The 25790-nt window shown below is 39.4% G+C and carries 25 protein-coding genes; 15 read left to right on the top strand and 10 right to left on the bottom strand.

All coding sequences use genetic code 11. From position 1 onward, the window contains the following. Position 1: 1 nt before the first annotated feature. From ACOKFG_RS00890 to ACOKFG_RS00875, 4 genes are read right to left on the bottom strand one after another with little or no spacing between them, the layout of a single operon-like run. Positions 2 to 691, bottom strand: a complete 690-nt coding sequence (locus ACOKFG_RS00890; protein ID WP_299487571.1) for a glycosyltransferase family 2 protein — start codon at positions 689 to 691, stop codon at positions 2 to 4. Next, entirely contained in the window at positions 692 to 1168 is a 477-nt protein-coding gene (locus ACOKFG_RS00885; protein ID WP_298792001.1) for a hypothetical protein, read from the bottom strand. A 1-nt stretch (position 1169) separates the two neighbouring features. Then, a complete protein-coding gene (locus tag ACOKFG_RS00880) occupies positions 1170 to 2774 on the bottom strand; it encodes a 4Fe-4S binding protein (protein WP_422861693.1) in 1605 nt (534 codons plus the stop codon). Positions 2775 to 2785: 11 nt separating this feature from the next. Then, positions 2786 to 4135: an NAD(P)/FAD-dependent oxidoreductase gene (locus ACOKFG_RS00875; protein ID WP_422861692.1), complete on the bottom strand. Its 1350-nt coding sequence runs from the start codon at positions 4133 to 4135 to the stop codon at positions 2786 to 2788. A 238-nt stretch (positions 4136 to 4373) separates the two neighbouring features. Between ACOKFG_RS00875 and ACOKFG_RS00870 the strand changes: the two genes are divergently transcribed. The 6 genes from ACOKFG_RS00870 to ACOKFG_RS00845 all read left to right on the top strand — a co-directional run bounded on the left by ACOKFG_RS00870 (position 4374) and on the right by ACOKFG_RS00845 (position 10145). Next, positions 4374 to 5096, top strand: a complete 723-nt coding sequence (locus ACOKFG_RS00870) for a DUF547 domain-containing protein (RefSeq protein WP_422861691.1) — start codon at positions 4374 to 4376, stop codon at positions 5094 to 5096. 21 nt (positions 5097 to 5117) lie between these two features. Continuing rightward, the gene (locus ACOKFG_RS00865) at positions 5118 to 5984 is read left to right on the top strand and encodes a hypothetical protein (RefSeq protein WP_422861690.1); all 867 of its coding nucleotides are present in this window, start codon (positions 5118 to 5120) and stop codon (positions 5982 to 5984) included. A gap of 46 nt (positions 5985 to 6030) precedes the next feature. Then, a complete protein-coding gene (locus ACOKFG_RS00860) occupies positions 6031 to 7032 on the top strand; it encodes a glycoside hydrolase family 113 (RefSeq protein WP_298791988.1) in 1002 nt (333 codons plus the stop codon). A gap of 17 nt (positions 7033 to 7049) precedes the next feature. Continuing rightward, positions 7050 to 7793, top strand: coding sequence for a hypothetical protein (locus tag ACOKFG_RS00855; protein ID WP_422861689.1), 744 nt, complete (start codon positions 7050 to 7052; stop codon positions 7791 to 7793). A 95-nt stretch (positions 7794 to 7888) separates the two neighbouring features. Continuing rightward, positions 7889 to 9130 carry a POTRA domain-containing protein gene (locus ACOKFG_RS00850; protein ID WP_298793531.1) on the top strand — a complete coding sequence of 414 codons (1242 nt, stop codon included), beginning with the start codon at positions 7889 to 7891 and terminating at the stop codon, positions 9128 to 9130. A gap of 82 nt (positions 9131 to 9212) precedes the next feature. After that, a complete protein-coding gene (locus ACOKFG_RS00845) occupies positions 9213 to 10145 on the top strand; it encodes a hypothetical protein (protein WP_299487582.1) in 933 nt (310 codons plus the stop codon). 2 nt (positions 10146 to 10147) lie between these two features. Here the strand turns inward: ACOKFG_RS00845 and ACOKFG_RS00840 are convergent, their stop codons facing one another. From ACOKFG_RS00840 to ACOKFG_RS00820, 5 genes are all read right to left on the bottom strand, one after another. Further along, positions 10148 to 10858: a TIGR04283 family arsenosugar biosynthesis glycosyltransferase gene (locus tag ACOKFG_RS00840; RefSeq protein ID WP_298791982.1), complete on the bottom strand. Its 711-nt coding sequence runs from the start codon at positions 10856 to 10858 to the stop codon at positions 10148 to 10150. Next, the gene (locus tag ACOKFG_RS00835; protein WP_298791980.1) at positions 10845 to 11732 is read right to left on the bottom strand and encodes a DUF547 domain-containing protein; all 888 of its coding nucleotides are present in this window, start codon (positions 11730 to 11732) and stop codon (positions 10845 to 10847) included. Before ACOKFG_RS00835 ends, ACOKFG_RS00840 begins: the two co-directional genes overlap by 14 nt. Before the next feature lie 81 nt (positions 11733 to 11813). After that, positions 11814 to 12779: an arsenosugar biosynthesis arsenite methyltransferase ArsM gene (gene arsM, locus ACOKFG_RS00830; protein ID WP_298791978.1), complete on the bottom strand. Its 966-nt coding sequence runs from the start codon at positions 12777 to 12779 to the stop codon at positions 11814 to 11816. Continuing rightward, positions 12776 to 13591, bottom strand: coding sequence for a purine-nucleoside phosphorylase (locus ACOKFG_RS00825; protein WP_298791976.1), 816 nt, complete (start codon positions 13589 to 13591; stop codon positions 12776 to 12778). The genes arsM and ACOKFG_RS00825 overlap by 4 nt, the downstream gene beginning before the upstream one ends. After that, on the bottom strand, positions 13588 to 14202 hold the full coding sequence (locus ACOKFG_RS00820; RefSeq protein WP_422862171.1) for a TIGR04282 family arsenosugar biosynthesis glycosyltransferase: 615 nt from the start codon (positions 14200 to 14202) through the stop codon (positions 13588 to 13590). Before ACOKFG_RS00820 ends, ACOKFG_RS00825 begins: the two co-directional genes overlap by 4 nt. Before the next feature lie 191 nt (positions 14203 to 14393). Here ACOKFG_RS00820 and ACOKFG_RS00815 point away from each other — a divergent pair, with 191 nt between their 5' ends. Beyond that, positions 14394 to 15944, top strand: coding sequence for a glycoside hydrolase family 32 protein (locus ACOKFG_RS00815; RefSeq protein WP_422861688.1), 1551 nt, complete (start codon positions 14394 to 14396; stop codon positions 15942 to 15944). A gap of 124 nt (positions 15945 to 16068) precedes the next feature. Then, positions 16069 to 17061 carry a type I glyceraldehyde-3-phosphate dehydrogenase gene (gene gap / locus ACOKFG_RS00810; RefSeq protein WP_422861687.1) on the top strand — a complete coding sequence of 331 codons (993 nt, stop codon included), beginning with the start codon at positions 16069 to 16071 and terminating at the stop codon, positions 17059 to 17061. A 429-nt stretch (positions 17062 to 17490) separates the two neighbouring features. Here gap and ACOKFG_RS00805 read toward each other — a convergent pair whose 3' ends face one another. Beyond that, a complete protein-coding gene (locus tag ACOKFG_RS00805; RefSeq protein ID WP_298791970.1) occupies positions 17491 to 17718 on the bottom strand; it encodes a hypothetical protein in 228 nt (75 codons plus the stop codon). Positions 17719 to 17974: 256 nt separating this feature from the next. Between ACOKFG_RS00805 and ACOKFG_RS00800 the strand changes: the two genes are divergently transcribed. From ACOKFG_RS00800 to ACOKFG_RS00770, 7 genes are all read left to right on the top strand, one after another. Continuing rightward, on the top strand, positions 17975 to 18631 hold the full coding sequence (locus ACOKFG_RS00800; protein ID WP_298791969.1) for a carbohydrate-binding family 9-like protein: 657 nt from the start codon (positions 17975 to 17977) through the stop codon (positions 18629 to 18631). Between the two features lie 215 nt (positions 18632 to 18846). Then, positions 18847 to 20592, top strand: a complete 1746-nt coding sequence (locus ACOKFG_RS00795) for a PQQ-dependent sugar dehydrogenase (RefSeq protein WP_422861685.1) — start codon at positions 18847 to 18849, stop codon at positions 20590 to 20592. 98 nt (positions 20593 to 20690) lie between these two features. Then, positions 20691 to 21938 carry an amidohydrolase/deacetylase family metallohydrolase gene (locus ACOKFG_RS00790; protein WP_422861684.1) on the top strand — a complete coding sequence of 416 codons (1248 nt, stop codon included), beginning with the start codon at positions 20691 to 20693 and terminating at the stop codon, positions 21936 to 21938. Positions 21939 to 21961: 23 nt separating this feature from the next. Next, positions 21962 to 23062, top strand: a complete 1101-nt coding sequence (locus tag ACOKFG_RS00785) for a bile acid:sodium symporter family protein (protein WP_299487595.1) — start codon at positions 21962 to 21964, stop codon at positions 23060 to 23062. After that, positions 23043 to 24023, top strand: coding sequence for an RraA family protein (locus ACOKFG_RS00780; RefSeq protein WP_299487597.1), 981 nt, complete (start codon positions 23043 to 23045; stop codon positions 24021 to 24023). The genes ACOKFG_RS00785 and ACOKFG_RS00780 overlap by 20 nt, the downstream gene beginning before the upstream one ends. A 48-nt stretch (positions 24024 to 24071) precedes the next feature. Then, a complete protein-coding gene (locus tag ACOKFG_RS00775; protein ID WP_298791959.1) occupies positions 24072 to 24539 on the top strand; it encodes a RidA family protein in 468 nt (155 codons plus the stop codon). Positions 24540 to 24550: 11 nt separating this feature from the next. Then, complete coding sequence (locus tag ACOKFG_RS00770) at positions 24551 to 25783, top strand: aminotransferase class V-fold PLP-dependent enzyme (RefSeq protein WP_299487599.1); 1233 nt, start codon at positions 24551 to 24553, stop codon at positions 25781 to 25783. The last annotated feature ends 7 nt before the right edge of the window (positions 25784 to 25790 follow it).

The following is a 25790-nucleotide window of genomic DNA, read 5'->3' as shown; positions in this document are numbered from 1 at the left end:
ATTATTTTATACTGTATTTAAAAATCCAACCTAGAATTTTTATGCCAGCAAATATAGTACCTTTTACGGTACCAGACACTTTTGACACGCCAATTCTGCGTTTATAACGCACTGGTACTTCGGTATATGACATTTTTTTTCGCAGGATTTTCAGTTGCATTTCCACGGTCCAACCGTAAGTCTTGTCCTGCATGTCCAATTCTTTGAGCTTTTCATATTTTATGGCCCTAAAAGGTCCTAAATCCGTAAAACTTGCTCTGAACAGCAATTTCATTAAAAAAGTGGCCAACCAATTCCCAAAAACCTGTTGAGGAGTCATGGAACCGGGTTCACGGAGTGACTTTTTCCGAGCGCCCACCACAAAATCTATGTCATTTTCCAAAATCGGAGCTACTACTTTATCCAACTCGTCTGGATAATCGGAGAAGTCTCCGTCAATAAATACGATAACGTCGGGCTGTTTGGATTGTTGTGCGATGTAATTCATGCCTTTTAAACATGCAAAGCCATATCCTCGTTGGTTTTCTGTAAGTACGGTAGCACCAGCTTTTTCAGCATTTTCTATGGTATCGTCAGTAGATCCATTGTTTACAACTATAATTTCTGAGACGGATTTTGGAAGCCCCGACACAACCTTTCCAATGGATTCACCTTCATTTACTGCGGGAATGATGACCTTTATTTCTGCCATTTACTTTAAATCGGACAATTTGTTTTCTTGCTTAAAACTTCTGAAGTCATACCACTCCTTTATTTTTTTTCCATGGGCATATTTCTCTGCAGAAGTCAATTTTTCATCTTTGTATTTTAAGCAATATCCGTTTTTTACACCTTTTTGGAGTTGACATTTGTGGTTTATTTTTCCGTTTTCGTCATAGAACAGCCACCACATTGCCATTTTTCCACCTTTATAATGACCTTCCATTGCGGCCTTTCCATTGGTGTCGTAAAAATACCAATATCCTACTCGCGAGTCATGTTTGTAATGCCCCTTTTCTTTAATTTCCCCATTAGAGTGGTAAAATTTCCAGAAGTCTTCTTTGGATTCACCTTTAACCCAACCTTCGGACTTGAGCTTGCCGTTGTTGTGATACTCCCGAGTGTATTCTTTTTTAAGAAGAATTAAGGAACTGGTGAAAATTACTACTACCGATAAAAAACGAAGCATCCTATTTTTTGTTCACCAATTGCATTAAATCAACATCGTTGCCCAACAATACCTGATTGCTGTCAATTCTTCCTTCCAAAGGTCCATTCTCCAACTTTAAAACACCTCTTGGACAAACAGCGGAACAAATACCACATCCTACACAACTTGAGCGCACAATGTTTTCACCTTTTTGAGCGTAGGCACGTACATCAATACCCATTTCGCAATAGGTGGAGCAATTACCGCAGGAAATACATTGGCCTCCATTGGTGGTAATTCTAAACCTTGAGAACAAGCGTTGTTGAAAGCCCATTATGGCTGCCATCGGGCATCCAAAACGACACCACACTCGGTTTCCAAAAATGGGATAAAAACCTGTTCCGATCACACCGGAAAAGATACTTCCTATTAAAAAAGAATATGATTTACGAAGTGTTTCAGACTTGAATAAAAAGACATTGCCATCACCACTAAAAAAATGCATCCCTATAAGCGCCATGATGATTACAAAATAACCAACCGCACCATATTGAGCATCTTTTTGCAATTGCTCGCGTTTAAATATCATTACCCAGGCAAAAACCAAGGTCAACAATACCGCCACTCCAATTAAAAATGAGCTTTTGGTCAACCAGTATTTGCTGGTATCGGTGCCCAAATAGGAGTAAATAACCGCAGTGGTCATTAAAGTCACGAATACCACTACGCTATGAACAACCCAACGTTCAACATTCCAGGCTTTTACTGTTTTATCACTCAATTGTCTGAAAGAATCGCCAGCAGTTTCTGCCAAACCACCGCAACCACAAACCCAAGAGCAGTACCATCTTTTTCCATATTTATAGGTAAGGATAGGAGTAATCACAAAAACGGAAAGGATTCCAAAAATCAATAGGGCAAAGCCAATATCACCTGAACTTAAAAACGCTTTTATCCTATATCCTTCAAAATTATAGTAATTCAGAGGCCATACATTTTTTAGGTCGTAATAAGGAAGACTGCCACCATTCAGAATTTTATCGCCGTTTAAACGGGCCATCAATTCTGGAATAATAAATGCAAACGCGGTTTGAAAAAACATCACACTCATGGTACGAAGACGTTCGTAACGATTATGACGGTATTTCCACATGAATTTGATGCCGAAAGCAAAAATCGCCACAGTGTAGAGCGTTCCATATACAAACCATTGACTAGCTGGGTTTCCACTCAACGCCTTACTTAACGGGTCGAACAAGGCAATTACGCCCTTGTTTTCTCCTCCTTTGACCAACCCCAAGTATTCAGGATAGAAATAAAGAATGATGTAGAATCCGGTCAACGCTATTCCCGCTATCCATGCCCAAAATCCTTTGCTGGAAATGGACTTGAACCAAACTCCGTCGTTCTTGATTCCCGGAAGTTTTTGTGAATAGGCATCCCAAGAAAACCAAATGGTTCCCATGGTAATGGAAAGTAATGAAATGGTCAGCCATAAGCCTTTGTTTGGAAAACTGACATTGAAAGCTGCCAATAACACAACTGCCAACCCAAACATACCCAATAGGGTTGCCATCTTTTGGTTTCTACTCAATATTTTAGGAGGTTGCCCGGTAAGGGCCATACTTTTATCGTAAGTGCTCATTTGTTAGTTAATTAAGCAGTTTGAAATATTCTTTTAAGACTCTTCTTTTTGGACTTTATGGATTTGCCCTGGTCTGAATTGTATTTGGATACAATTTCAGCTTCATATTTTTTGAAGAATTCTGGGTCAAAGTTTGCATCTGAAAGGTGTTCCATAACGTAATCCATATCCCTTTCTTCAGTAAGCCATCGGTCAAAAACCTCATGGCGCATGCGTATACCGAAAGTGTTCATACCCAAGAATTGATTAGTGTCCTCATGGAATGCGGCCGTAATACAGATTTTTTCATCAGCATGTCGCCAATGGAAATGCGCTTCGTGCTCTTTTTTAATTTTTTCTGAAAACACCCAACCGTAGGTTTGGTATTCGATATCCAAGAATTTTGCTGAGTTGAACCAATGTCCCGGTTTGTACTCAATGCGGTTGCCACAAATGGTCTGTGCAACAGTTTCTCCCATCATTCGACCCGTATACCAGACAGCTTCAATAGGACGTCTATTTCCGATGGCTTCATGCTGTTCGGCACAATCTCCAATAGCATAAACATCTTTTACATTGGTTTCAAGAAATTTATTGACCTTAACCCCACGGCCCAATTCAATACTTGAATCTTTAAGAAAGTCCACATTGGGAGAGACCCCAGCCGTTAATCCGACCACATCACAGGGGAGTTCCTCTCCGGTTTCTGTTATTATGATGGATTTTACCCTTCCATTTTCATCAGCCACAATCTCCTTTAAGTTGGTTCCTAGTCGTAAATCGATATGATGCTCTAGAATATGCTCGTTGATCATAGCGGATTCACCATTGGGCAGAACCCCGTTCCAAAAACTTTCTTCCCGAACTAAAAAAGTAACTGGAATATCACGACTACGAAGCATCTCGGCCAGTTCAATACCAATTAATCCACCACCAACAATAACGGCTCTTTTACAGACCTCTTTATTTGGGGCATTTACCTCGAGTAAATCCAAATCTTGTTTAGAATACAGTCCTTGAACGCCATGAAGGTTTTGCCCGGGCCAACCGAACTTGTTGGGTTTTGAACCAGTGGCAACAATCAATTTGTCATATTGAATTGCCCTTGACCCATCGATTTGTAGTTGCTTGGTTCCTGTGTCAACTTGTGTGACATATCCACGAACCAATTCGATTCGATTCTTTTCCCAGAACCAATTTTCATAAGGTTGAATGTGTTCAAATTTCATATGCCCCATGTACACATACATTAAGGCAGTTCTTGAAAAGAAATAATCTGTCTCCGCCGAGACAACAATGATTCTTTTATCTGATAGTTTTCGGATATGGCGAGCTGCAGAAATTCCAGCGATTCCATTTCCGATAATTACAATATTCTCCATGGGATTGAATTGGTTGTTGGCTAATGTGTCGTCCTTAAATATATGAACTTAACTCGACGCTTTAATTTAGAAAGAATTTAAATTCCTTGTGTTAGTGTAAGGAACTTGGTCATATTTCGTACAGCTAACCTGCTGATTTATAAAATCTTAAAATAATCATAAAAAGATTTAGAAGTTGTATGGACTTAGAAACATAGTCGACAGATGCATCAGTTTTAATCGGCTAAAAGTTTAAACAATGACTATTAAAAAAACACTGACCACAATAGTACTGGCAATTTTTATGAGCCAGTCTTGGGCCCAAAATACTTCTGGGTTTTTTACCAAAGCTGACGCCTTTTTCCATACATATGTGAAAAATGGAAGAGTGGCCTACAATAAAATAAAAGCAAATCCCGATGGATTAAATGAACTTGTTGATTTGGCAAAGACCATCAACATTTCAAAGAGTGACGCCAATACGTATCAAGCGTTTTGGATAAACGGGTATAATTTGTCCGTAATAAAAGGAGTAATAGAACACTATCCTCTTAAATCTCCACTAGATGTTTCAGGCTTTTTTGATAAAACCAAGCATAGTATAGGAGGAAAGGAAATCACCCTTAACGAAATCGAGAATAAACTGCTTCGGGCAAATTTTCCCGAAGAGGCAAGGTTTCATTTCGTATTGGTATGTGCGGGTCTTGGGTGCCCTCCGATTATAGCAGATGCCTATTTGCCCGATACCTTGGACGCACAATTACAGCAACAGACAAGGTTGGCATTGAACGATCCAAATTTTGTCAGAATCAAAGGAAAAAGAGTAAATCTTTCCCAAATCTTTGAGTGGTATAAAGGTGATTTTACACAAGGTGGAAAAAGCCTAGTGGACTACGTAAATCTTTACCGAAAAGAAAAATTGGATGCCAAGTTGAAGGTAGGGTACTACCCCTATGATTGGACCCTAAACGAAATCAAATAAAAAAGAAAAACAACAACTATCATGAAACAATTTAAAAGCCTCATCATTGTGGCAGCATTTTTAGTGTCTTCTTTGGCAGCTTTTGCCCAAGACGACCAGACAGGTGGAAGTAACATACAAAACCTGACTCCATCTAAACTTATTGGAAAGGGACAGTGGGATATTAAGTTATTTAACAATCTCTATACGCAAGATGACAGTACATTTGAATCCGATCAGGGAATTCGACAAAATTTCTTCACTTCGACCTTGGAGTTGTTTACTGGAGTATCCGATACCAAAAGGGTCAATGTGGGGCTAATCGCCGAATATAGGGCTAATGGCCGGGATTTTCTTCAGACTGATGGAAGCTTTGATAGAAGAAATACCTCTGGACTTACTTCGATTGCGCCTTCAATTAAGTTTGTGCCCTTCAGTAATGTAGGTAACTTTTCAATTTTGAGTTCTTTGTCCATCCCACTGGTGAGCAACGAAAATGATGAGGATACTGGAGTGTTTTTGGACCAAAAAGGATTTACCTGGCAAAACCGCTTCTTTTATGACTATACTTTTCCAGGGAAAAAATGGCAGTTGTTCACGGAGCTAAATACGGAGCTAAATTTTGGAGATAAGGAAGAAAGTTTTGCAAATAATAGCTTAAACCTGGTTCCTGGAGTATTCTTGAGTTATTTTCCAAGCTCGAAATTTACGGTTTTAGCCCTGGCACAGCATAACCAACGTTTGGATTTGGGGAATGATTTCACACAGAATTTTACCGCACTTGGTGGTGGTGCAAAATATCAGGTTACAAAAGAATTAAATGTGGAGGTCCTTTACACGAATTTCGTTCGTGGTGAAAACACTGGGCTAGGACAAACATTTAACATAGGATTGAGAGCCGTGTTGTAGCAAAAAGCATATAAAACAGTATTTTAGGAGTCTTAATTTTTTATCTATGAAAAGATTAGGGCTCTTTTTTTTGTGCCTACTCCAGTTTTCGTGCAATAGCCAACAAACCGAAAAAATAAATGGAGTGAGTTTCGTGGGATCGCGAGAGAAGGTCGTGCAAAAGCACATAGATCCAGTTTTAAAAGTAAAGGCAAACTATGCTGCTGTTATGCCATTTGGGTTTGCACGGGACCTTAATTCTCCAAATATAATTTTCGACACTGAAAGACAATGGTATGGCGAAACAAAGAGCGGAGCCAAACAATACATTCAGTTGTTGCAAAAAAATGGGGTCAAAATAATGCTGAAACCTCAAATCTGGATTTGGAGAGGAGAATTCACAGGGGATATGACCATGAAATCAGAGCAGGATTGGAAGACGCTAGAAGAATCCTATAGCAAGTTTGCATTGACCTACGCAAGGCTAGCTCAAGAAACCAAAGCAGATATTTATTGTATCGGTACTGAACTTGAAGAATTTGTCAAGAATCGACCCCAATTTTGGATGAAACTAATTGATGAAATCAAGAAAATTTACACTGGAAAATTGACGTACGCTGCCAATTGGGATGAGTATACCAGATCTCCGTTTTGGGGTAAATTGGATTTTATTGGGGTTGACGGTTACTTCCCACTTTCAGAAAAACGACATCCTTCGATGGAAGATTTAAAATTGGGATGGCAACGTTGGAAGTCTACCCTAGAAGATTTATCTGAAAAGCACAGTAAACCCATTCTTTTTACGGAGTTTGGTTATCGGAGTATGGATTATACTGCAAAAAAACCATGGCTGGTAGATCAAAATGAAATGGATGTCAACCTTGACGGACAGGCAATGGCTACACAAGCAGTTTTTAATGAGTTGTGGAGTGAAAATTGGTTTGCAGGTGGATTCGTTTGGAAATGGTTTATCCATCATGATGTATCCGGAGGTTCAAAGGATAATAGATTCACACCACAAAACAAACCGGCAGAAATTGTAATTCGTGACTTTTATAACGACTACTGAATAAAGCGTAGTCATCGATGATCAACAAAAAAGGCTTTTCAAGCATTTTTCTATGTTTCTTATTCGTTGTATCCTGTAGTTCTGACAAGGAAGAACCAATTTCAAATACCACTTTGGCAATTGAATTGGACGGCAGGGATTCGGTTCTTGGAAATGTAATTGCCTGTGCTGCTAGTAATGAAGACCCCAGTGTTGTCAGCATTTTTTTATATCCCCGAGAAAATGTTTCCAATATCGGCTTTTATGAGACAGGTTCCGTTGAGGTCGATGAGAATGACTTTTCACAATATACCAAAGGAGATTCTGAGTTAATTGATGTTTTCAATGGGTATTTACTCAAATATGAAGTGTCTTCGGTTGATGAAAAATGGGTGATTGTAAGTTTTGAAGAGGATGGAAAAATTCACCTCTCCAATCCAATCCGGTTAAAACAAAATAATAAACCTATAGAGTACTTACCTCAAAAGGTGACCATTGAAAACATGGGAAATATGCCGATTTTTTCGTGGCAAGATGGTGTTTTTGATGACTCTGTAATTTATTTCCAGGTCATATCGGATGAGAATGGTGAATTGCTTTCGGGAACATATACCATTGAACAAATGTTCCAATATTATAAATTGGAAAATGTGGTGTTAAATATTACACTAGAAACTCCACCTTTACTCGAATCGGGTCAACCATATAATTTTTCATTGTTAGCGGTAAGCGAGGACAATTGGGTGAATTTGTTTGTTGAAACTGAATTTATGCTGAATTAGACGATGTCAGATTCCATACGAAATAACTGAAATACAATGGTTTCTTCTATATTTAAAGAAAAAAATTGAAAGCTGCTTTAAGATATTGGGTATCCATGCTGCTATTGTTATTGGCGATAGATGGATATGCCCAAAACAAAGTCGCAGATGTAAAAATCCAAGGAAATAAGAGGACCAAAACAGCCTTCATTAAAAAGATTGCTAGGCTCAAACCTGGTATGGAATTGGATTCGGCACTAATCGCTGAGGACATCTATAGACTAAAGCGCTTACCTTCAGTTTCACATGCATACTATCAAGTATTTCCAGCCAATGTGGAGGGGAGCTATAATGTGTTTTATGGGATAGAGGAAAATTTTACACTAATTCCGTTTGCTAGTGTATACACTTCAAACAATGATGAATTCGCTTTTCGAATAGGCCTACAGGAATTTAATGTTTTGGGCAACAACATTACCTTGGGTGGATTCTATCAAAAAGACATTTTCGATTCTTATGGAGCCCACATTCGTGCACCTTTTTTGTTCAGCAATAAATGGGGATTGGCTTTAAGCTATCAAGACTTAACGACACAGGAACCTGTTTTCTTGGAAAATGGAACGGCAGATTATCGGTACAATAATGAATCCTATGAAATACTTGGACTATATGAACTCAACTTCCGTAACCGTTTTGAGTTTGGCCTGAATTTTTTTACCGAGGACTATACCTACCTTTTTGGAAGCACGGACCCCAGTGTTCCTCAAGCTTTGAATGTAAATAAATACTTGTATAAACTCATCTATAATTATGATGCCATTGAGTACTATTATCAGTACTTATCAGGGTTTCGGAGTAATTTAAACTTTCAATATGTGCATAGTTCAAGTGGGCAGCTCCCTGATTTTGTGATAGGATTTAATGATTTTAGTTACTTCACAAGAATTGGGCAAAAAGGAAATTGGGCCACTAGGTTGCGGTTGGGGCTTGCCAGCAATATGGATACACCCTTTGCCCCCTTTGCGGTTGACAATAACCTGAACATTCGTGGAGTAGGAAATACCATTGACAGGGGTACAGGGGCCATTGTGCTGAATACTGAGTATAGGCATACCCTAATTGATAAGGATTGGTTTGTATTGCAAAGCAATGTATTTGTTGATGGAGGAACATGGCGAAACCCTGGAGGAGATTTCAGTGATTTTGGTGATAGTCAAAACCTTAGAATATACCCTGGAATCGGAATCAGGTTCATGCATAAAAGAATCTTCAACGCTATTTTTAGAATAGATTATGGGCACGGCATCACCCAAGATGCGACCAAGGGAATCGTTTTCGGAATTGGTCAATATTTTTAAAATTTATGCATTTCATCGATGATTTGTGCATTTCATCGATTCTTCGCATATTTGCATAGCACCCCAGCATCAAAACATAACTATGAAATTACTACCTGCACTTTTGGTGTGTATATGTATCTCTTTCCCTTTATTTGGACAAACAGAATATTATGATGTGGTCGCGGAACCTGGAGACGGTATCTATTCTATTTTAAGAAAACAGGGTTTGGATCCGGTAACCTATTATGAGGCGTTTTTAAATGCAAATCTGGAAAACATTAAAGATGGTAGCCAGTTGCATCAGGGACGCACATATAAAATTCCACTTGTAGATGATTCTTTTAAAAAGACCGGAGTAAAAGTGCAACTAACAGATGAAAAGGAAACTCCCATTTTCGATTCTGAATTGGCCAACATGTCCCTTAAGAGTAGAACCTTGGGTAACGCCATATACTATTTGATTCTTGAAGATCCAGCGAGCCGGAATAAGTTTATTTCTGACATCACCAACAACCTAGCCGCCTCGCTTATGGTGCATGGGGCCAAAGTTTATGTTTTTGGAAGCGAAGAGGAGAATTTAACAGGAGATAACCAAAAACCAGAAGCCAAGGAAAAAATGGGTCAGTATATTGAAGCCATTAACAAACGTTACTTGCAAAATTCTGGGAAATATCAAAGACTTCTGGTTATTCGGGCAAACGGTTTAATCAAGAATGGAAACATGGACGTGGCAGTCTATCATCATAATAAAAGCGAAAATAGTCAGAGGTTTGCCGAAAACATTCAAAAGGTCTTTAAAAAGAACGGTGTATCAAGTCGCTCTTATAAGGAAGCTGAGCATATTTTCGAAGATAGGAACAGTTTGTATTTGGCCACAAATACGCTTCCAGTTGTGAGCTTGTTAGCTATTAATGGCGATTCCAAAGCCAATCGACCTAATGGTGTATCCATTCGATCAGATAAAAACACCTTTACTAGTCTAATTACCAACGGAATTTTGAACGACTACGCGGATTTGGAAATTGAGGACTAGTACTACCCGTTTAAAATATGCTTAGAATAGTACCTGAAAAGCTCTTTTGGGCCGGCTCCAAAGTAGTTTTTTAGATGAATCATCCCAAAATGAAATTGAATTCGTACCCAGCCTTTTTCACGGTATTTTCTAGCTGAGGTTACTACGGCCTCAGATAGAACTTTGAATTTTGTATGCTGGTATAATCGAGTTATAAACTCAGTATCTTCGTAAATAAGATAATCTTCATTAAAACCTTGGGTCTTATCAAATAATTCTCGTCTAATAAATAAGGATTGATCTCCACCTCTACACAAGGTGTGGTTTATTCGGGATAAATAGGCAAAGAATCTTAAAATTGGATTTTTGGTATCGAATTGCATTCGAAAACAACCTGATTCGTGACCTTCCCTAATAGCGTCGACAATTATGGTGTCAAAGTTTTTTGGCGTCAAAGTGTCCGCATGCAAAAAGTAAAGAATCTCACCCTTTACATGTTTTGCTCCAAAGTTCATCTGTCGAGCCCTTCCTTTTTTTGATTGAATCACGACAGCGCCAAAGTCGGCCGCGACTCGCATGGTTTTATCACTACTTCCACCATCTACACAGATGATTTCCTTTATTATATTTGGATTACTTGTTTCTTTAAGATGTTTAAGCACGTTTCCAATATATCCCTCTTCGTTTAGAACCGGGATTACTATACTTATAGAAAGATTGTTACTCTGTCTCATTCAAGCTCCAATCATAATCTAAATACACAACTTTGGCGTTCTTGTCAACAGGATTCTCCAAATATTGGTTAATATACTCCAACAAAGTTGCGTCCTCTGTAAAATCACCTTTATACCACTTAAAAATTCTGGAGAGTTGGGCAGAACCATTTTCAAACTTATTTCGGGATTTATCATTTACAAAATCCACAGCAGTTTTTGATAGCAGCCTTTCCATGCTTTGAGGGGTAAATGGAATATTCAACAATTTTGGGCAAGAATAAGAAGCGCAGTTGATCGCAAAATGAATCCTGGGCTCGTTCATTTGACGCAGCACTTCGTGTTCAATATCGTTCAAAGAGGTTATTCCGTCTCCTACCTTTATCCATTTTTTCTTCCATCGATTTGGAATGTCCTTGATACTTTTTACTGGGTAGTGATCTACAATCAACTTTACTGTTGCTGCATTATAAAGGTTGATATAATAGGCCAGTTTTTCGTTCTTGCTCCAAACACTTTTAGGTGGATTTTGGGCCATATGGCTTAAATAAACCTCCAATTCATTTATGTCACCCTTAAAACCAATGTAGTTGACATTGCCTTTGTCATCTACATGTTTTTTTAGTAGACGTTCCCAAATTTTGTCATTTAACGGGGTATCTTCCACTATGACCTTTTTTTGTGTGGCCTCAGGTTTGGCCTCTGGCGGAGCAGTTTCAAACGCTGTATCTGATTCTGGCTCGGGAAGGCTATCATTTGCGATGCTAGCCATTTCCTCTTCTACGGGAATCGATATCGGAGTATTGCTTTCAGGCTTGATTTGTGGTTGTTTTTCAACTTTGCCATTGCAAGTAAGAAGAAAAAGCCCAAATACTACATTGAGCAGTAAGTTCATAGGTTACTTTTTAAGATTCAAGTATAATCAATAGAACAGTCTTAAAAACTGCCCTAACCTTTCAGCTTGTCTTAAAAAAACCTAACAGCAACCACCGCCATTATAATGCCAAGTGCTTTCACTAATGTGAATTTGGTCAGAAGCCGACCCTAGCGCAGCTGCGGTTTTATCGCATACCGCTAAAGGCTGATTTTGCACCAATACATGCCCCAGACCATCATCGAAGTACTCTTCGTCACCATAATAAATAGCTGTTTTTCCAGTAAACATACAAGGGCCATCTGCTGGCATAGGATCCTTAATGGCTGCTATTTCAATGGACTCAATGTGGATGAGTTCATCTGTAGGGTAATGGTTGGGAGAAAGTACTCTATACGATTTTCGAGCCCTGATTTCGATAGTTCCAAAACCAGCATCAGTGAGGACTTTTACATAATCTTTGATTGGAATACTTCCGCTCAAACATAATGCACGAAGTCTATCATCGTTTCTAAGTTCATCATTCATGGGTTGCTCGCAGGTTGGATCACTCATAACCAATCGTCCATGCGGCTTTAGAACACGATACATTTCAGCAACAGCTTTTTTGAGATCATCCATTTTAAAGATGTTGAAAAGACAATTTTGTGCAGCAACATCTATACTTTCATCGGCCACAGGAAGATTTAAGGCATCACCTTTGACCAAGTCTACGAATTCACTTTTAAACCAATCATTTTCTTCTTCAGCGACTTCAAAGTTCTTTCGCGAAGCTTCCAGCATTTCGTCTACAGAATCGACTCCGGTTATTCCTCCTTTTTGTCTTGAGAAATATGCAAACTGGAGTAGTTCCATTCCACCGCCAACACCGACATAAAGTACTTTGGGGTTGTTGATCAAATCCTGGGCAGAAACAGTGCTTCCGCAACCATAATTCATGTCTTGCATGATTTTGGGAATGGAAAGTCCAGGAAATTGCCAAACTGGATTGGTGGTGCAGCAAAGCCCAACATCTGGGGTTAGGGCTGCTTCTTTATAGAGGTCTTGCGTTGCTTCTAAATAACTCATATCGTCTTTATTAATTCTTTGAACAATTGGATCATTTTTGGTTCGGTGTTACCCGCTATTTCAATAATTTCCTGAATATTAACCGGTTGCAAATTATCAGGATCGCATTCATCTGTTAAAACAGACAGTGCTATAATAGGTAGTCGTAAATGATTGGCAACAATTACTTCGGGAACGGTACTCATTCCGACGGCATCTGCACCTAAAATTTTCAACATTCGATATTCCGCTTTGGTTTCTAGTTGAGGCCCTACAACAGAAGCATATACTCCCTTTTTTAGTGAGATACCTTCTTCTTTGGCAATCTTCTCAATCTTATTGCGCATATCCAGATCATACGGTTCCGCCATGTCAACAAAGCGATCTCCGAATTCGGCCACATTTTTGAATGCCAATGGAGAACCTCCTTGTAAATTGATGTGATCTTCGATAAGCATAATATCACCTTTCTTAAAATTGAGGTTAATGGCCCCAGCAGCATTGGACACAAACAACTTTTGAATACCCAATTGATGCATCACCCGAATGGGGTAGGTGATATCTAGAAAATCATATCCTTCATACAAATGAAACCTGCCTTGCATGACCACAACCTTTTTACCAGCTATGGTGCCAAAAATGAGCTTTCCCGTATGGAATTCCACCGTGGCAAGTGGAAAGTAGGGAATATGATTGTAGTGCGCTTCAATCGGATTTTCTATCTCATTCACCAGTTGCCCCAGGCCGGTGCCCAAAACAATTCCAATTTCTGGAGCATCGAAACCTTTGTTTTTTAAATAAGCAACAGATTCTTCAAGTTGTTTCTTGGTCATTCTTTTATATGTTTTAAATAGGGTTGAAAAGCTTCAATATCCTTGATGTCCTCATAATGGTCTACATCATTTTTGGCGGGAAGCATAAACACCTTTTTGTCCTTTAAATCGTTAATTGTATCTGAAAGCACAGTTTCTGTGCCCCAAGATTTATTTTGAAATACACTATGGTTCAAGGCTGTCATTCCCAATAGGTAATAACCACCATCTTCTGCAGGCCCTATAACAAATTCGTTGGCTTCAAGCTTTGAAAAAGCCTCTTCCAAATCGGATTGTGAAAGATCGTACATATCACTTCCAATAATAATGATTTTTTCAAAACCAGAATTAAATCCATTTTCGAATGCGTTCTGCATGCGTTGCCCCAGGTCATCACCTTGTTGCAATTTTTTATCAAAGCGTAGATTGTCCCAAATATCGTTTTCCCATACACATTCGGAATAATAAACGTGTTTTTCCCCACCAAGATTTTTGGTTATCGTTACCGTATGATTAAGCAAGAATTTGTAAATTTCCAATGCTGCATGGTCACCAATTGTAGCGGCAAGTCTGGTTTTACACTTTCCAAGTTCAGGATTTCGGGTAAAAATGAGAAGTAGATTTTTCTTTATCTTCAAAAGCTAAATATTGTAGTAGGTCATTATCCGGGATTAGTCAAAACTTCAAATCAATACTTACCAAAAAAGTGAGGTAAAATCAAAATTTTGGCGCTCGAAGCAATTGACAAAGTGAATTCAAAAATAACATTTTACCATATTGCGATATATATATGCTATCTTAAAGTTTAAATTTCTTATTCAGCATGAATAAAATAACAGCTACTTTCTGTATCATTGTACTATTAAGTTCTTGTAGGAAAAAGACTAATGAAGAACTTGTTCCCCCACCACAAGAAATGAAGAATTACGTTGAAGAATATCGCCCACAGTTTCATTTTTCGCCTGAGGAGAAATGGATGAACGACCCCAATGGTCTTGTTTATCATGATGGGGTGTATCATTTATTTTATCAATACTATCCTGAAGATATTGTCTGGGGTCCCATGCACTGGGGTCATGCAACAAGCAAGGATATGTTACACTGGGAACACAAACCAATTGCACTCTACCCGGATGAACATGGGCTCATTTTTTCTGGTAGTGCAGTGGTCGACCACAATAATACTTCTGGATTTGCCGCAAATGGAGAAACTCCGCTAGTTGCCGTATTTACTTATCACCTTATGGCAGGTGAAACGGCAGGAAGAAATGATTACCAGACTCAGGGAATTGCGTATAGTCTTGATAATGGAGAAACTTGGACCAAGTATAAAGGCAACCCGGTTATCGGGAACAATGGCATAAAGGATTTTAGAGACCCAAAGGTATTTTGGCATAAGGAAACAGAACGCTGGATTATGGCCTTGGTAGCCGGAGATCATGCTAAATTCTATTCCTCCAAAGACCTGAAAGAATGGAACCATCTGAGCGATTTTGGAAAGAACCAAGGGGCACATGGTGGAGTTTGGGAATGTCCAGACCTATTTCCTTTAAAAGTGGAAGGATCAGATGAGGAGAAATGGATACTTATCATTAGCATCAATCCAGGAGCACCCAATGGTGGCAGTGGAACCCAATATTTTGTTGGTGAATTTGATGGTAAAAGATTCAAATCTGATCAGAAAGACCATAAATGGTTGGATTTAGGAACAGATAATTACGCTGGAGTAACATATAACAATGTACCTGAGGACGATCGTATTTTTATTGGTTGGATGAGCAATTGGGATTATGCCCGAGATACTCCTACAAAAAAGTGGCGGAGTGCTATGACCTTACCACGTAAACTTTCGTTGAGAAAAGTTGGAGAAGACTACATGCTTGTGAATTACCCGCTAAAGCAGGTTGAATCGTTAGCAGAAACGGTTTTAGCAAAAGATATGAGCATTTCAGAAACTGGTGCTGAGCAGATAAAGATTGAAAACCTGAACCAAACACAGTTGCAATTCCGGTCAACGTCAAAGGACTTTAAACTTACTTGGAAAAACGAACAAGATGAAAGGTTAGAGCTGACCATGGATTCTAAAAACAAGCATGTTTTGTTGAATAGGATGAAGTCTGGGCAGGTGAACTTTCAGTCTGAGTTTGGAAACAAATTACATCATATGCCCGTCGACAATCTTGGAGATGGACCCTTCAATGTAAGAATCTTAATAGATTGGTCTTCCATTGAAGTTTTCATAGATGATGGACTCTACGTGATGACTTCCCAAATTTTTCCAACAGAACCATACAACGAACTGATTATTGAGAATATGGATAATACATCCAGCATCGAAGATATTCACGTGCAACTAATGGAATCTGTCTGGTAGGACATTTTTCTTCAAAATACCTCACTTTCTATCTCACCCTTTTTAGGCGATTAAAATTGTAATTTAAACGGTCATTTTCAGACTAATAGGATTCAAACAATTAATAACTATTAAGAACATCAAAATGAGAATAGGAATAAATGGAATGGGCCGAATTGGTCGGGCTGCGTTGAAGGTAATCAACGAAACACCAGGACTGGAAGTGGTAGCTGTCAATGATATTATTTCCATTGAAAATACAGCTTACTTATTGAAGTACGATACCGTTTATGGAGTATACGATAAAAAAGTGTCGCATGAACCAGATAGCCTGATTGTTGACGGCAATAAAATCAGTTACTCCTCCATAAGAACACCGGAAGAGTTACCTTGGAAAGAACATAGCGTAGATTTAGTTATTGAAAGTACGGGTGTTTTTACAAGCGGAGAAGATGCTGAAAGACATTTGAAAGCAGGAGCGAAAACAGTAATAATTTCGGCTCCGACCAAAAGTGTGGATACCCCTACGGTAGTGCACGGTGTTAACGGCGAAGCCGGAAAGACAAATGTTTTTTCTTGTGCAAGCTGTACTACCAATAATATCAGTCCGGTTGTAGAAGTTTTAGGACGAAGAATTGGAATTAAAAAGGCCATTATGACCACGGTACATGCATACACGGCTTCCCAAGGAATTGTGGATGCACCTTCGCAGAAAAATTTTAGGATGGGAAGAGCAGGAGCACAAAACTTGATTCCTACTACTACTGGAGCCGCGATTGCTACCACCAAAGCACTTCCTGAATATGCCGGGAAATTTGATGGTGTCGCGATACGGGTGCCTGTTCCAGTAGGGTCTATTTCTGACCTTACTTTTGTTACGGAAAGACCAGTATCCGCAGAAGAGGTCAATCAAATACTTATTGAAGAGGCCAAGACTGCGCGCTATGCCGACGTTTTGGATACCACGGATGAACCTATTGTGTCATCGGATATCATTCAAAGCCCATATGCTTCCACTGTGGATTTGGCAATGACAAGGGTGGTGGACGGTGATTTGCTGAAAGTAATGACATGGTATGATAACGAATGGGGTTTTACGAATCAGATGGTTCGTCAGATTCTGGAAATCAAAGGATAAGATCACAAAGAAAAAAAGGCTGCACATATGTGCAGCCTTTTTTATGAGACACAGGGCAAAGTAGGGTTTAAGCCCTTAATTGTGGTTCTAAAAAAAATAATGGTACAGGCTGTTAAAGAGCGAAGCTAAAGAGCATGCTATTACAGAATACCAGAAGAAGTAGCCCAATTTTTCATCAACAGTGTTCATTTCAAAAGTATTTATTCTTGGTTGAGATTTTATTTATATCCCAAAATTATTGAAATGAAGCCCTCAAAAATCTGCAATTATATTTCTGGTATGGAAAACGATGTAATTGGGGCTAATTATGCTGTAGATTGCATTTGGAGAAATTTTCCAAAAAGCACAATACAAATAGCTTAAATGGCACTATGACTGCTTATACAGATAGTTTCATTTAAGAATGAAATAAAAGCAAAAAATGGACAATTATACCAACGGGGTTCCTTTTAGACGCTTTTCAATCTTACGCTTTTTCTCAGTAAGACTTTTCATGACATCCATCAAATTGGAGTCTTTGGTCTCTTTATAAATCTCGTTTATGGAAAGTATCAAGCTTTTGGCTTCGCGTGAAGCGGCCACTCTATCGCTTGTTGACATATGACTTAAAGTTCTACCTTCAAACTCTTTTGCCTTTTCTAATAACTCCTCGGTCATTTTTATTTAAAATTAATCTAGATCGGCTAAATATAAGCCTTAGTTTCATATTTTCTACCTATACTGGTATTCGATTTTCATATTTATGAAATAATTAAGAATCCTGCAAGAGGTTAACAGAATTATTTGTAAAAATAAAAGAAACGTATTTTATACTTTTAGAAAATTGAACCAAAACTTTCGCATGTACAGGAGCGCAATCCGTTTTTTTTTAGCATCGTTAATTCTTGTAGCATGCAATGCCAAAACCTCTTCTGTGAATAAAAAATTGATTGTTAGGGAAATTGAGTTTGATGGCGATATAAATCCCAAAAACGTTTCCCAATTACTGGATGAACATGCTGAAACCCATTTAGTGGAAGTTTTAAATTGGAAAGACTATCAGTACAAGCCAAAGGTTGGGTTTAAAATTGCCCATAGCAACAACCAGATTTGGTTAAAATATGAGGTAGAAGAAGCAAATATTTTGGCTGAAAAAACAGAATCCAATAGCTATGTTTTTAAAGACAGTTGCGTTGAGTTCTTCTTTGACCCAATAGCAGATGGAAATTATTATAATTTTGAAATCAACTGCATCGGCACCACCCTTCTGGCTCATGGTCCTGAAAGAAAATCCCGGAAATTTATTTCTCCTGAGCTGATCGAAGAAACTCTTAAAACAGAATCATCTTTGGGAACTCAACCTTTCAAGGAAAAAACTGGCGGACATACTTGGGAAATTACAATAATTCTACCTGCCGAGATTTTGACCCATAACCCCGGAATTGAGTTAAAGGGGCTCAAAGCTCGCGGAAATTTTTACAAATGTGGGGACGCCACTTCCGAAAGGCATTACTTAAGCTGGAACCCTATAGATTCAGAAAAACCAGATTTTCATCGCCCAGAGTATTTTGGCGAGCTGATATTTGAATAATTCAATCTGGTAATAGTCTCTTAAAATAGATTCTCGGTTAACTCCTTCATATTAAATTGAAGGCAATGATGGGTAGAATAGTGTTGAACAGATATAGCTCATGGTCTTTGGTCTAAATCTTTTGTTTAAAGGTGGTTAAAACAATAGCTTATTGCATATTTCCAGATTGATGGCGATGCGGTGGCAAAACCATGGAGGACCAACCAAAAAATTATATGAACAAAGTAGTAACACCCATACTTTTTGTCTTTCATGTAAAAAGACTGCTATACTGTATTCTAGTAATTATCCTACTTGTTAGTTGCTCCAAAAAAGAAGGCCCTTTAAATGGGGGACTTTTTCTTCCAGATGGATTTGAAGCTATGGTTGTGGTGGACAGTACCGAGGGAAAAGTCAGACATATGGCAGTATCCGAAAATGGGTACTTGTATGCCAAACTTAGGAACTCCAGCGATATGGGGTCCATAACCGTTTTGCAGGATACTAATAATGATGGGGCAGCAGATAATATAGAACGATTTGGTTCTTACAGAACCAGTCAGCGATGGAGCTATGCCACGGCAATGAGAATCTATAACGGATACTTGTACTTCAGTTCAGAATTGGTGGTGTATCGATACAAGCTAAAACCAGGTACTTTGGTTCCGGAAGGAGAGATGGAAATTGTATTTACCGATGACCATCCCCACGGCAAGCATGAACACATAGGAAAACCACTGGCATTTGATGATGAAGGGCATATGTATATACCTTTTGGAGCTCCCTCAAATGCTTGTCAGAGTCCAAAAAGAACACCTGGTGCACCTGGTTTGGATCCTTGTCCCCAACTCGAACAGCATGGAGGTATTTGGCGATTTGATGCCAATAAATTGGGACAGACTCAAAAAGATGGATACAAGTATGCCTCGGGCATACGAAGTGTTGTGGCGATGAATTGGAATCCAACCGATAAGAACCTTTACGTTGTGATGCATGGTCGTGACGATTTATTACGATTGTTTCCAGACAGATATGACCCTTGGCAGAGTGCTTTGCTGCCTTCGGAAGAATTCATTAAGGTAACTGAAGGGTCAGACTTTGGATGGCCGTATTGCTATTATGATCAAATCAAGGAGAAAAAAGTACTTGCACCTGAATATGGCGGAGACGGAGAAACTGTAGGGAGATGTGATCAATACGATGATCCTATCGTGGGCTTTCCTGGACATTGGGCACCAAACGATTTGGTATTTTATGAAGGAGATGCTTTTCCAGAACATTATAAAAACGGAGCTTTCATAGCATTCCATGGTTCTACAAACAGGGCGCCATATCCGCAATCTGGTTATTTCGTTGGTTTTGTTCCCTTTAAAGATGGCAAACCTTCGGGTGATTGGGAGGTATTTGTAGATGGTTTCGCAGGAGTAGATCCTTTGGAAAGTGTTAATGATGCAATGTATCGCCCGATGGGAATTGCATTTGGACCTAAAGGAGATATGTACATTTCAGATTCCGTGAAGGGTAAAATTTGGAAGGTTGTATATACCGGTGATAGGTCGACGTTTGGAGAAGAGCAATTGGCCCAAATGGAAAAAAGAAAAGAATTATCTCATATTCGAACACCAGATAGGATAAAAGATAATTTGATGCAGGATGATATTGACGGAGGAGCAAAAACCTACTATACTTACTGTAGTGCATGTCACCAAAAAAATGGAGGAGGGGCCACGGGAAGATTTCCACCCGTCGCAAATACAGATTGGGTAACAGGAGATAAAGAAAGACTTATCAAAATTATTTTGGAAGGAATGGAAGGCAGCATCCAAGTGCATGGCGAAACCTATAACGGAGTTATGCCTCAACATAGTTTTCTTTCTGACAAGGAAATTGCAGACGTTTTGACCTACATACGCTCAAACTTCGGAAACGAAGCGAGTGCTATTGAGCCGGAAGAGGTTGAGGAAATTCGAAACGGCTCATAAATTGTACTTTAGTGAATATAACAAACTGAATAAGCAAAAAAAGCAACCAACAATCTGATTTACTTTGAATCATTGTTTGATAAAACCAACACCTAAAAATGAAAATATATACCAAGAACATCATCGCAATAATCCTTACAGCATTTGTTTGTGGTCAGGTTATTGCCCAGAAGTATGATCTACTCATAAATGATGGACATGTCATTGATGTCAAAAATGGAATCGATCAAGTTATGGATGTAGCTATTCATGACGGGAAAATTGCAAAAGTTGAAGCAAGGATTTCAGAACAAAATGCAAAACAGATACTAAATGCCAAAGGGTTTTATGTAGTTCCAGGCTTATTGGATATCCATAGCCATAACTTTCATGGTACAGAACCTGATGCGTATTTAAGTAATAGCGATACTGCCTTGCCCCCGGACGGATTTTCTTTCCGAAGTGGAGTAACTACCATCGTTGACGTTGGCGGTGCAGGATGGAAAAATTTCAAGCAGTTTAAAAAGCAGACCATTGACCGCTCTAAGACTCGAGTGTTATCCTTTCTCAATATTATTGGGTCTGGAATGAAAGGTGGGGTCATAGAGCAAAATATCGCAGATATGGACCCAAAAATGACTGCTCTGGTGGCAAAACAATACCCGGGAGTAGTGGTTGGAGTAAAACTGGCACATTACAATGGGTTTGATTGGACACCCACGGACCGTGTCGTTGAGGCGGGGAGATTGGCCAAGATTCCCGTTATGATTGATTTCGGAGGAAGCGATCCAGAGTTGTCAATAGAAACTTTATTTATGGAAAAGCTCCGTCCCGGAGATATTTTTACACATGCTTACGCCAATGTCAAGGGAAGAACCCCGATTGTAGACCAGAATGGAAAAGTAAGAGACTATGCTTTTGCTGCACAAAAAAGAGGTATCATCTTCGATGTGGGACATGGTGGTGGAAGCTTTATGTTTGAACAGGCAATCCCTGCAATGAAACAAGGATTTAAACCCAATTCCATAAGCACAGATTTGCACACAGGAAGTATGAATGGAGGAATGAAAAGTCAAATCAATGTAATGTCCAAATTCCTGAATATGAATATGCCTTTAAAAGAGGTGATTGCTGCTTCCACCTGGCAACCAGCGCAGATAATTCAGCGTCCAGACTTAGGGCATTTGTCGGAAGGGGCAGTGGCCGATGTGGCCATTTTGAATCTCAGAAAAGGCAATTTTGGCTTTGTTGACACAAGAGGAAAAAAACTATTGGGTGACCAAAAATTAGAATGTGAATTGACTATTCGTGACGGAAATATAGTATGGGACCTGAACGGGATGGCCAGCACAATCTGGAACGAATAAATACTTAAATGAATACCAACCAAATGAAAAAACAATACCAAATTTTATTAATTGCCTCCCTCATTTTCCTGCTTGCATCCATTGTAATGCTTGTTTTGGGAAAAGGAGCCCAAGCAGGACCTTTTATTGTTACCTTTTTCCTATCGCTTGCTTTGGGTATACGAGGTCATGTAAAATTCAAAGGTTTCTCTTTTACAGTACTCGTGTTTGCGGCGGTAGCAGCTTCAATGTACTACCCTTCCTTTTTTACGAATGTGGGTGACTTTCAGCTTAAATCATTGATAGTTCCACTTTTGCAGATAATCATGTTCGGAATGGGAACAGCAATGAGTATAAAAGATTTTGTTGGTGTTGTAAAAATGCCAAAAGGCGTGCTTGTTGGATTGATTTGTCAGTTTACCATTATGCCGGTTTTGGGATTTGCAATTGCAAGTTTGTTCAGGTTCCCTCCAGAGATAGCAGCCGGTGTAGTCTTAATCGGATCATCTCCGAGCGGACTGGCATCAAATGTAATGGCTTACTTGGCTAAGGCAAATCTGGCTTTATCGGTGACCCTTACAGCAATTTCTACAGTACTGGCACCTCTAATGACCCCTTTGTTAATGGAAACCTTTGCCGGTCAGTTTGTGCCCATAGATTTCTTGGGAATGATGATCAGTATTTCCAAAATTGTAATTCTTCCAATCATCGCAGGATTACTATTTAACTACTTCTTTCATGGGAAGGCCAAATGGCTGGATAGAGCTATGCCCGTTTTTTCGATGGCGGCCATTGCAATGACTGTTGCGATAGTTACAGCTGCCGGAAGAGATAGCTTGCTTACAATTGGCCTTTTCTTATTTCTTGCGGCCATCTTTCACAATATTTCGGGGTATTTCTTGGGTTACTGGTCGTGTCGAGCTCTAAAAATGAAAGAACAAGACTGTCGTACAATTGCCCTCGAAGTAGGAATGCAAAATGGTGGACTGGCCTCTGGTATAGCCTTGGAAATGGGTAAAATAGGAACTATTGGATTAGCTTCCGCTGTATTTGGACCATGGATGAATATTTCCGGGTCTTCTTTAGCAACATGGTGGCGAGATAAAGATCCAAATAAAAAAACCAATGAATCTAAAGAAACATAAGAAGCGGATGAATCAGACCAACTTTTCAATACGGAATTTAAGATATCAACTGACGCTTGCCATAGTAGTGGCTTTACTGTCTTTTGGCAGCATGACAGCTCAAACTCTGACCAAGGAACAAATGGAATTCCTAACGCCCCAATGGACAGGAGAGAGATTTGAAGACGGAAGGCCAAAAGTAGCCGATGACGTTCTACAACGAATGAAAAAAGTAACCATCGAAGAAGCATGGGGAGTATTGCGTAATGAAGGCTATCACAACCAGTTTGAAAGTGGTTGGCAACCGTTACATGATGATGTGCCTATTGTGGGTCGAGCCCTAACCGTACAATACATGCCCAACAGACCAGATGTAGCTGACCAAATCAAGAAAAAGGGAAAAGCCGATGGCCGAATAGGGAATACCAATTCCTGGCCCATTGACATGTTGGTCGAGGGAGATGTGTATGTAGCCGATGCTTTTGGAAAAATTGTAAACGGAACTTTGATTGGAGATAACCTTGGGAATTCAATCTATGCCAAATCAAAGAACGGAGTAGTATTCAATGCGTCCAGTAGGGACATGGAAGGATTGTCTGAAATTGAAGGATTCAATGCCTTTGTTAGAGGGTGGGACCCATCTTTTCTAACTGAGGTTATGCTGCTCAGTATCAATGCGCCAATCCGTATGGGAGCGGCCACCGTGCTTCCTGGAGATATCGTTTTGGCAAAGAAAGAGGGGGTAATGTTTATTCCTTCGCACTTGGCAGAAAAGGTGGTAGTGACTTCCGAGGTAGTTAGTCTTCGTGATTTGTTCGGAATCTCTAGATTGAAAGAAGGAAAATATACTCCAGGACAAATCGATAACAAATGGACCGAGGAGATTGAAAAAGACTTTTCCCAATGGTTAAGAAGTCATATCGATGAACTTCCCGTTCCAAAGGAACAAGTTCGAGAACTGTTGAAAAAACGTATGTGGTAATCACTTCGTGGAGAATGTCAAAATAATAATAACCAACGCACTATAAAAATGAAAAAAACAGATAGAAGATCGGCATTTAAAAAAATGGGAATGGGCCTGGCAGCCATACTAGGTGTGGGAACTGCAAAAGCAATGACCAAAGATGAAAAACCTAAAAAAGAGGTTGTTGGCGAAATTGTACAGGACAAAAAGGTTCCATTGTTCTCAGGAGCGGTTAAACATGGCAATACACTGTATGTAGCGGGAAAAGGAGCTCATTTCGAGGGAGATATTAAATCCCATACCGATCATGTACTTAAGGAAATTGAAAAGGAACTAGTGAAGAATGGTTCTTCCATGGATAAGGTGTTAAAGGTAAATGTGTACCTGCACGATTTGGAAGACTACCATGGAATGAACTCTGTATATCGCGGACGTTTTGGTGAAAACCCACCAGTACGAACCACCGTAGCAGTTTATGGAGGGGTCCCAGGGAACTCATTGGTGGAAATGGATTGTATTGCGTCACTAGATTAAATCACAGGAAAATGAAAAAATCAGAAAATAAGCTTACCAGAAGAAAACTTTTGAAGACGATTTCCAGCCTTCCTGTAGTAGGGGGATTAGTTGGGGCAGGTCTTCTTACACCGCAAATGATGCAAGGGGCAGTAGAAACTACGGCATCTCGAAACTTTTTTAAAGAATTGGGAATACGGACGTTCATTAATGCTGCTGGTACATACACATCCATGACAGGCTCCCTAATGTCCGATAATGTGCTGTCGGCCATTACATTTGGAGCCACTGAGTATGTAGATTTAGATGAACTCCAAGATAAAGTTGGAGAACGACTTGCTGAATTGTTGGAATGTGAGTATGCAACAGTAACTTCAGGTGCTTTCGGAGCGATGTCTATTGGGATGGCTGGAATCTTAGCCGGAATGGACGAAAAAATTGTTGCCCAGTTGCCGGATACCACGGGTTTAAAAAATGAGGTTATCCTTCAGGAATCCCATAATATTGGATATTCCAAGGCTTTGACCAATGTTGGAGCCAAATTAGTATGGGTGAAAACCGCAGAGGAACTTGAAAAAGCTATCAGCAAGAAAACGGCGATGCTATGGTTTCTGAATGCTAATACCGAAGAAGGAGAAATAAAAAGGGAAGAGTTTGTTGCCTTGGGCAAAAAACATGGAATACCAACCTTTATTGATTGTGCCGCTGATGTACCACCGGTTGAAAACCTTTTTAAGTTTACTAAAATGGGATTTGATTTGGTTGCTTTTTCTGGTGGAAAAGGAATACGAGGCCCACAAAGTGCTGGACTTCTATTGGGTAAACGCAAATATATTGAGGCAGCCCGACTGCATACACCACCAAGAGGGACTACTATTGGTAGAGGTATGAAGGTGAACAAAGAAGAAGTGTTGGGAATGTTGGCCGCAATAGAAACCTATTTACAAAGAGATCATGATGCAGAATGGAAACTTTGGGAAAGTCAGATCAAATTGATTAGTGATAGTGCCTTGTCGGTTAATGGAGTAAAGACCGAAATTCATGTGCCGCCGCATGCCAATCATGTTCCATCCTTACGAATCCAATGGGATGAAAAGATGGTTAAAATCACAGCGGAAGAAGCTCGAAAAAAATTGAAGGATGGTCACCCGTCCATTGCTACGGTAGGAAATAAAGATACCATAGGCATTACAACATGGATGATGGTTCCTGGTCAAGAAAGAATCGTAGCACAAAGAGTTAAGGAAGTTCTGGAAAACGCTTAATTTTATA

Origin of the sequence: Flagellimonas rhodophyticola (assembly GCF_049332665.1) — a bacterium.
In the GTDB taxonomy this organism is placed as follows: domain Bacteria; phylum Bacteroidota; class Bacteroidia; order Flavobacteriales; family Flavobacteriaceae; genus Flagellimonas.
The sequence above is the reverse complement of the archived record's forward strand: the minus strand, read 5'-3'. Positions and strand labels throughout refer to the sequence as shown.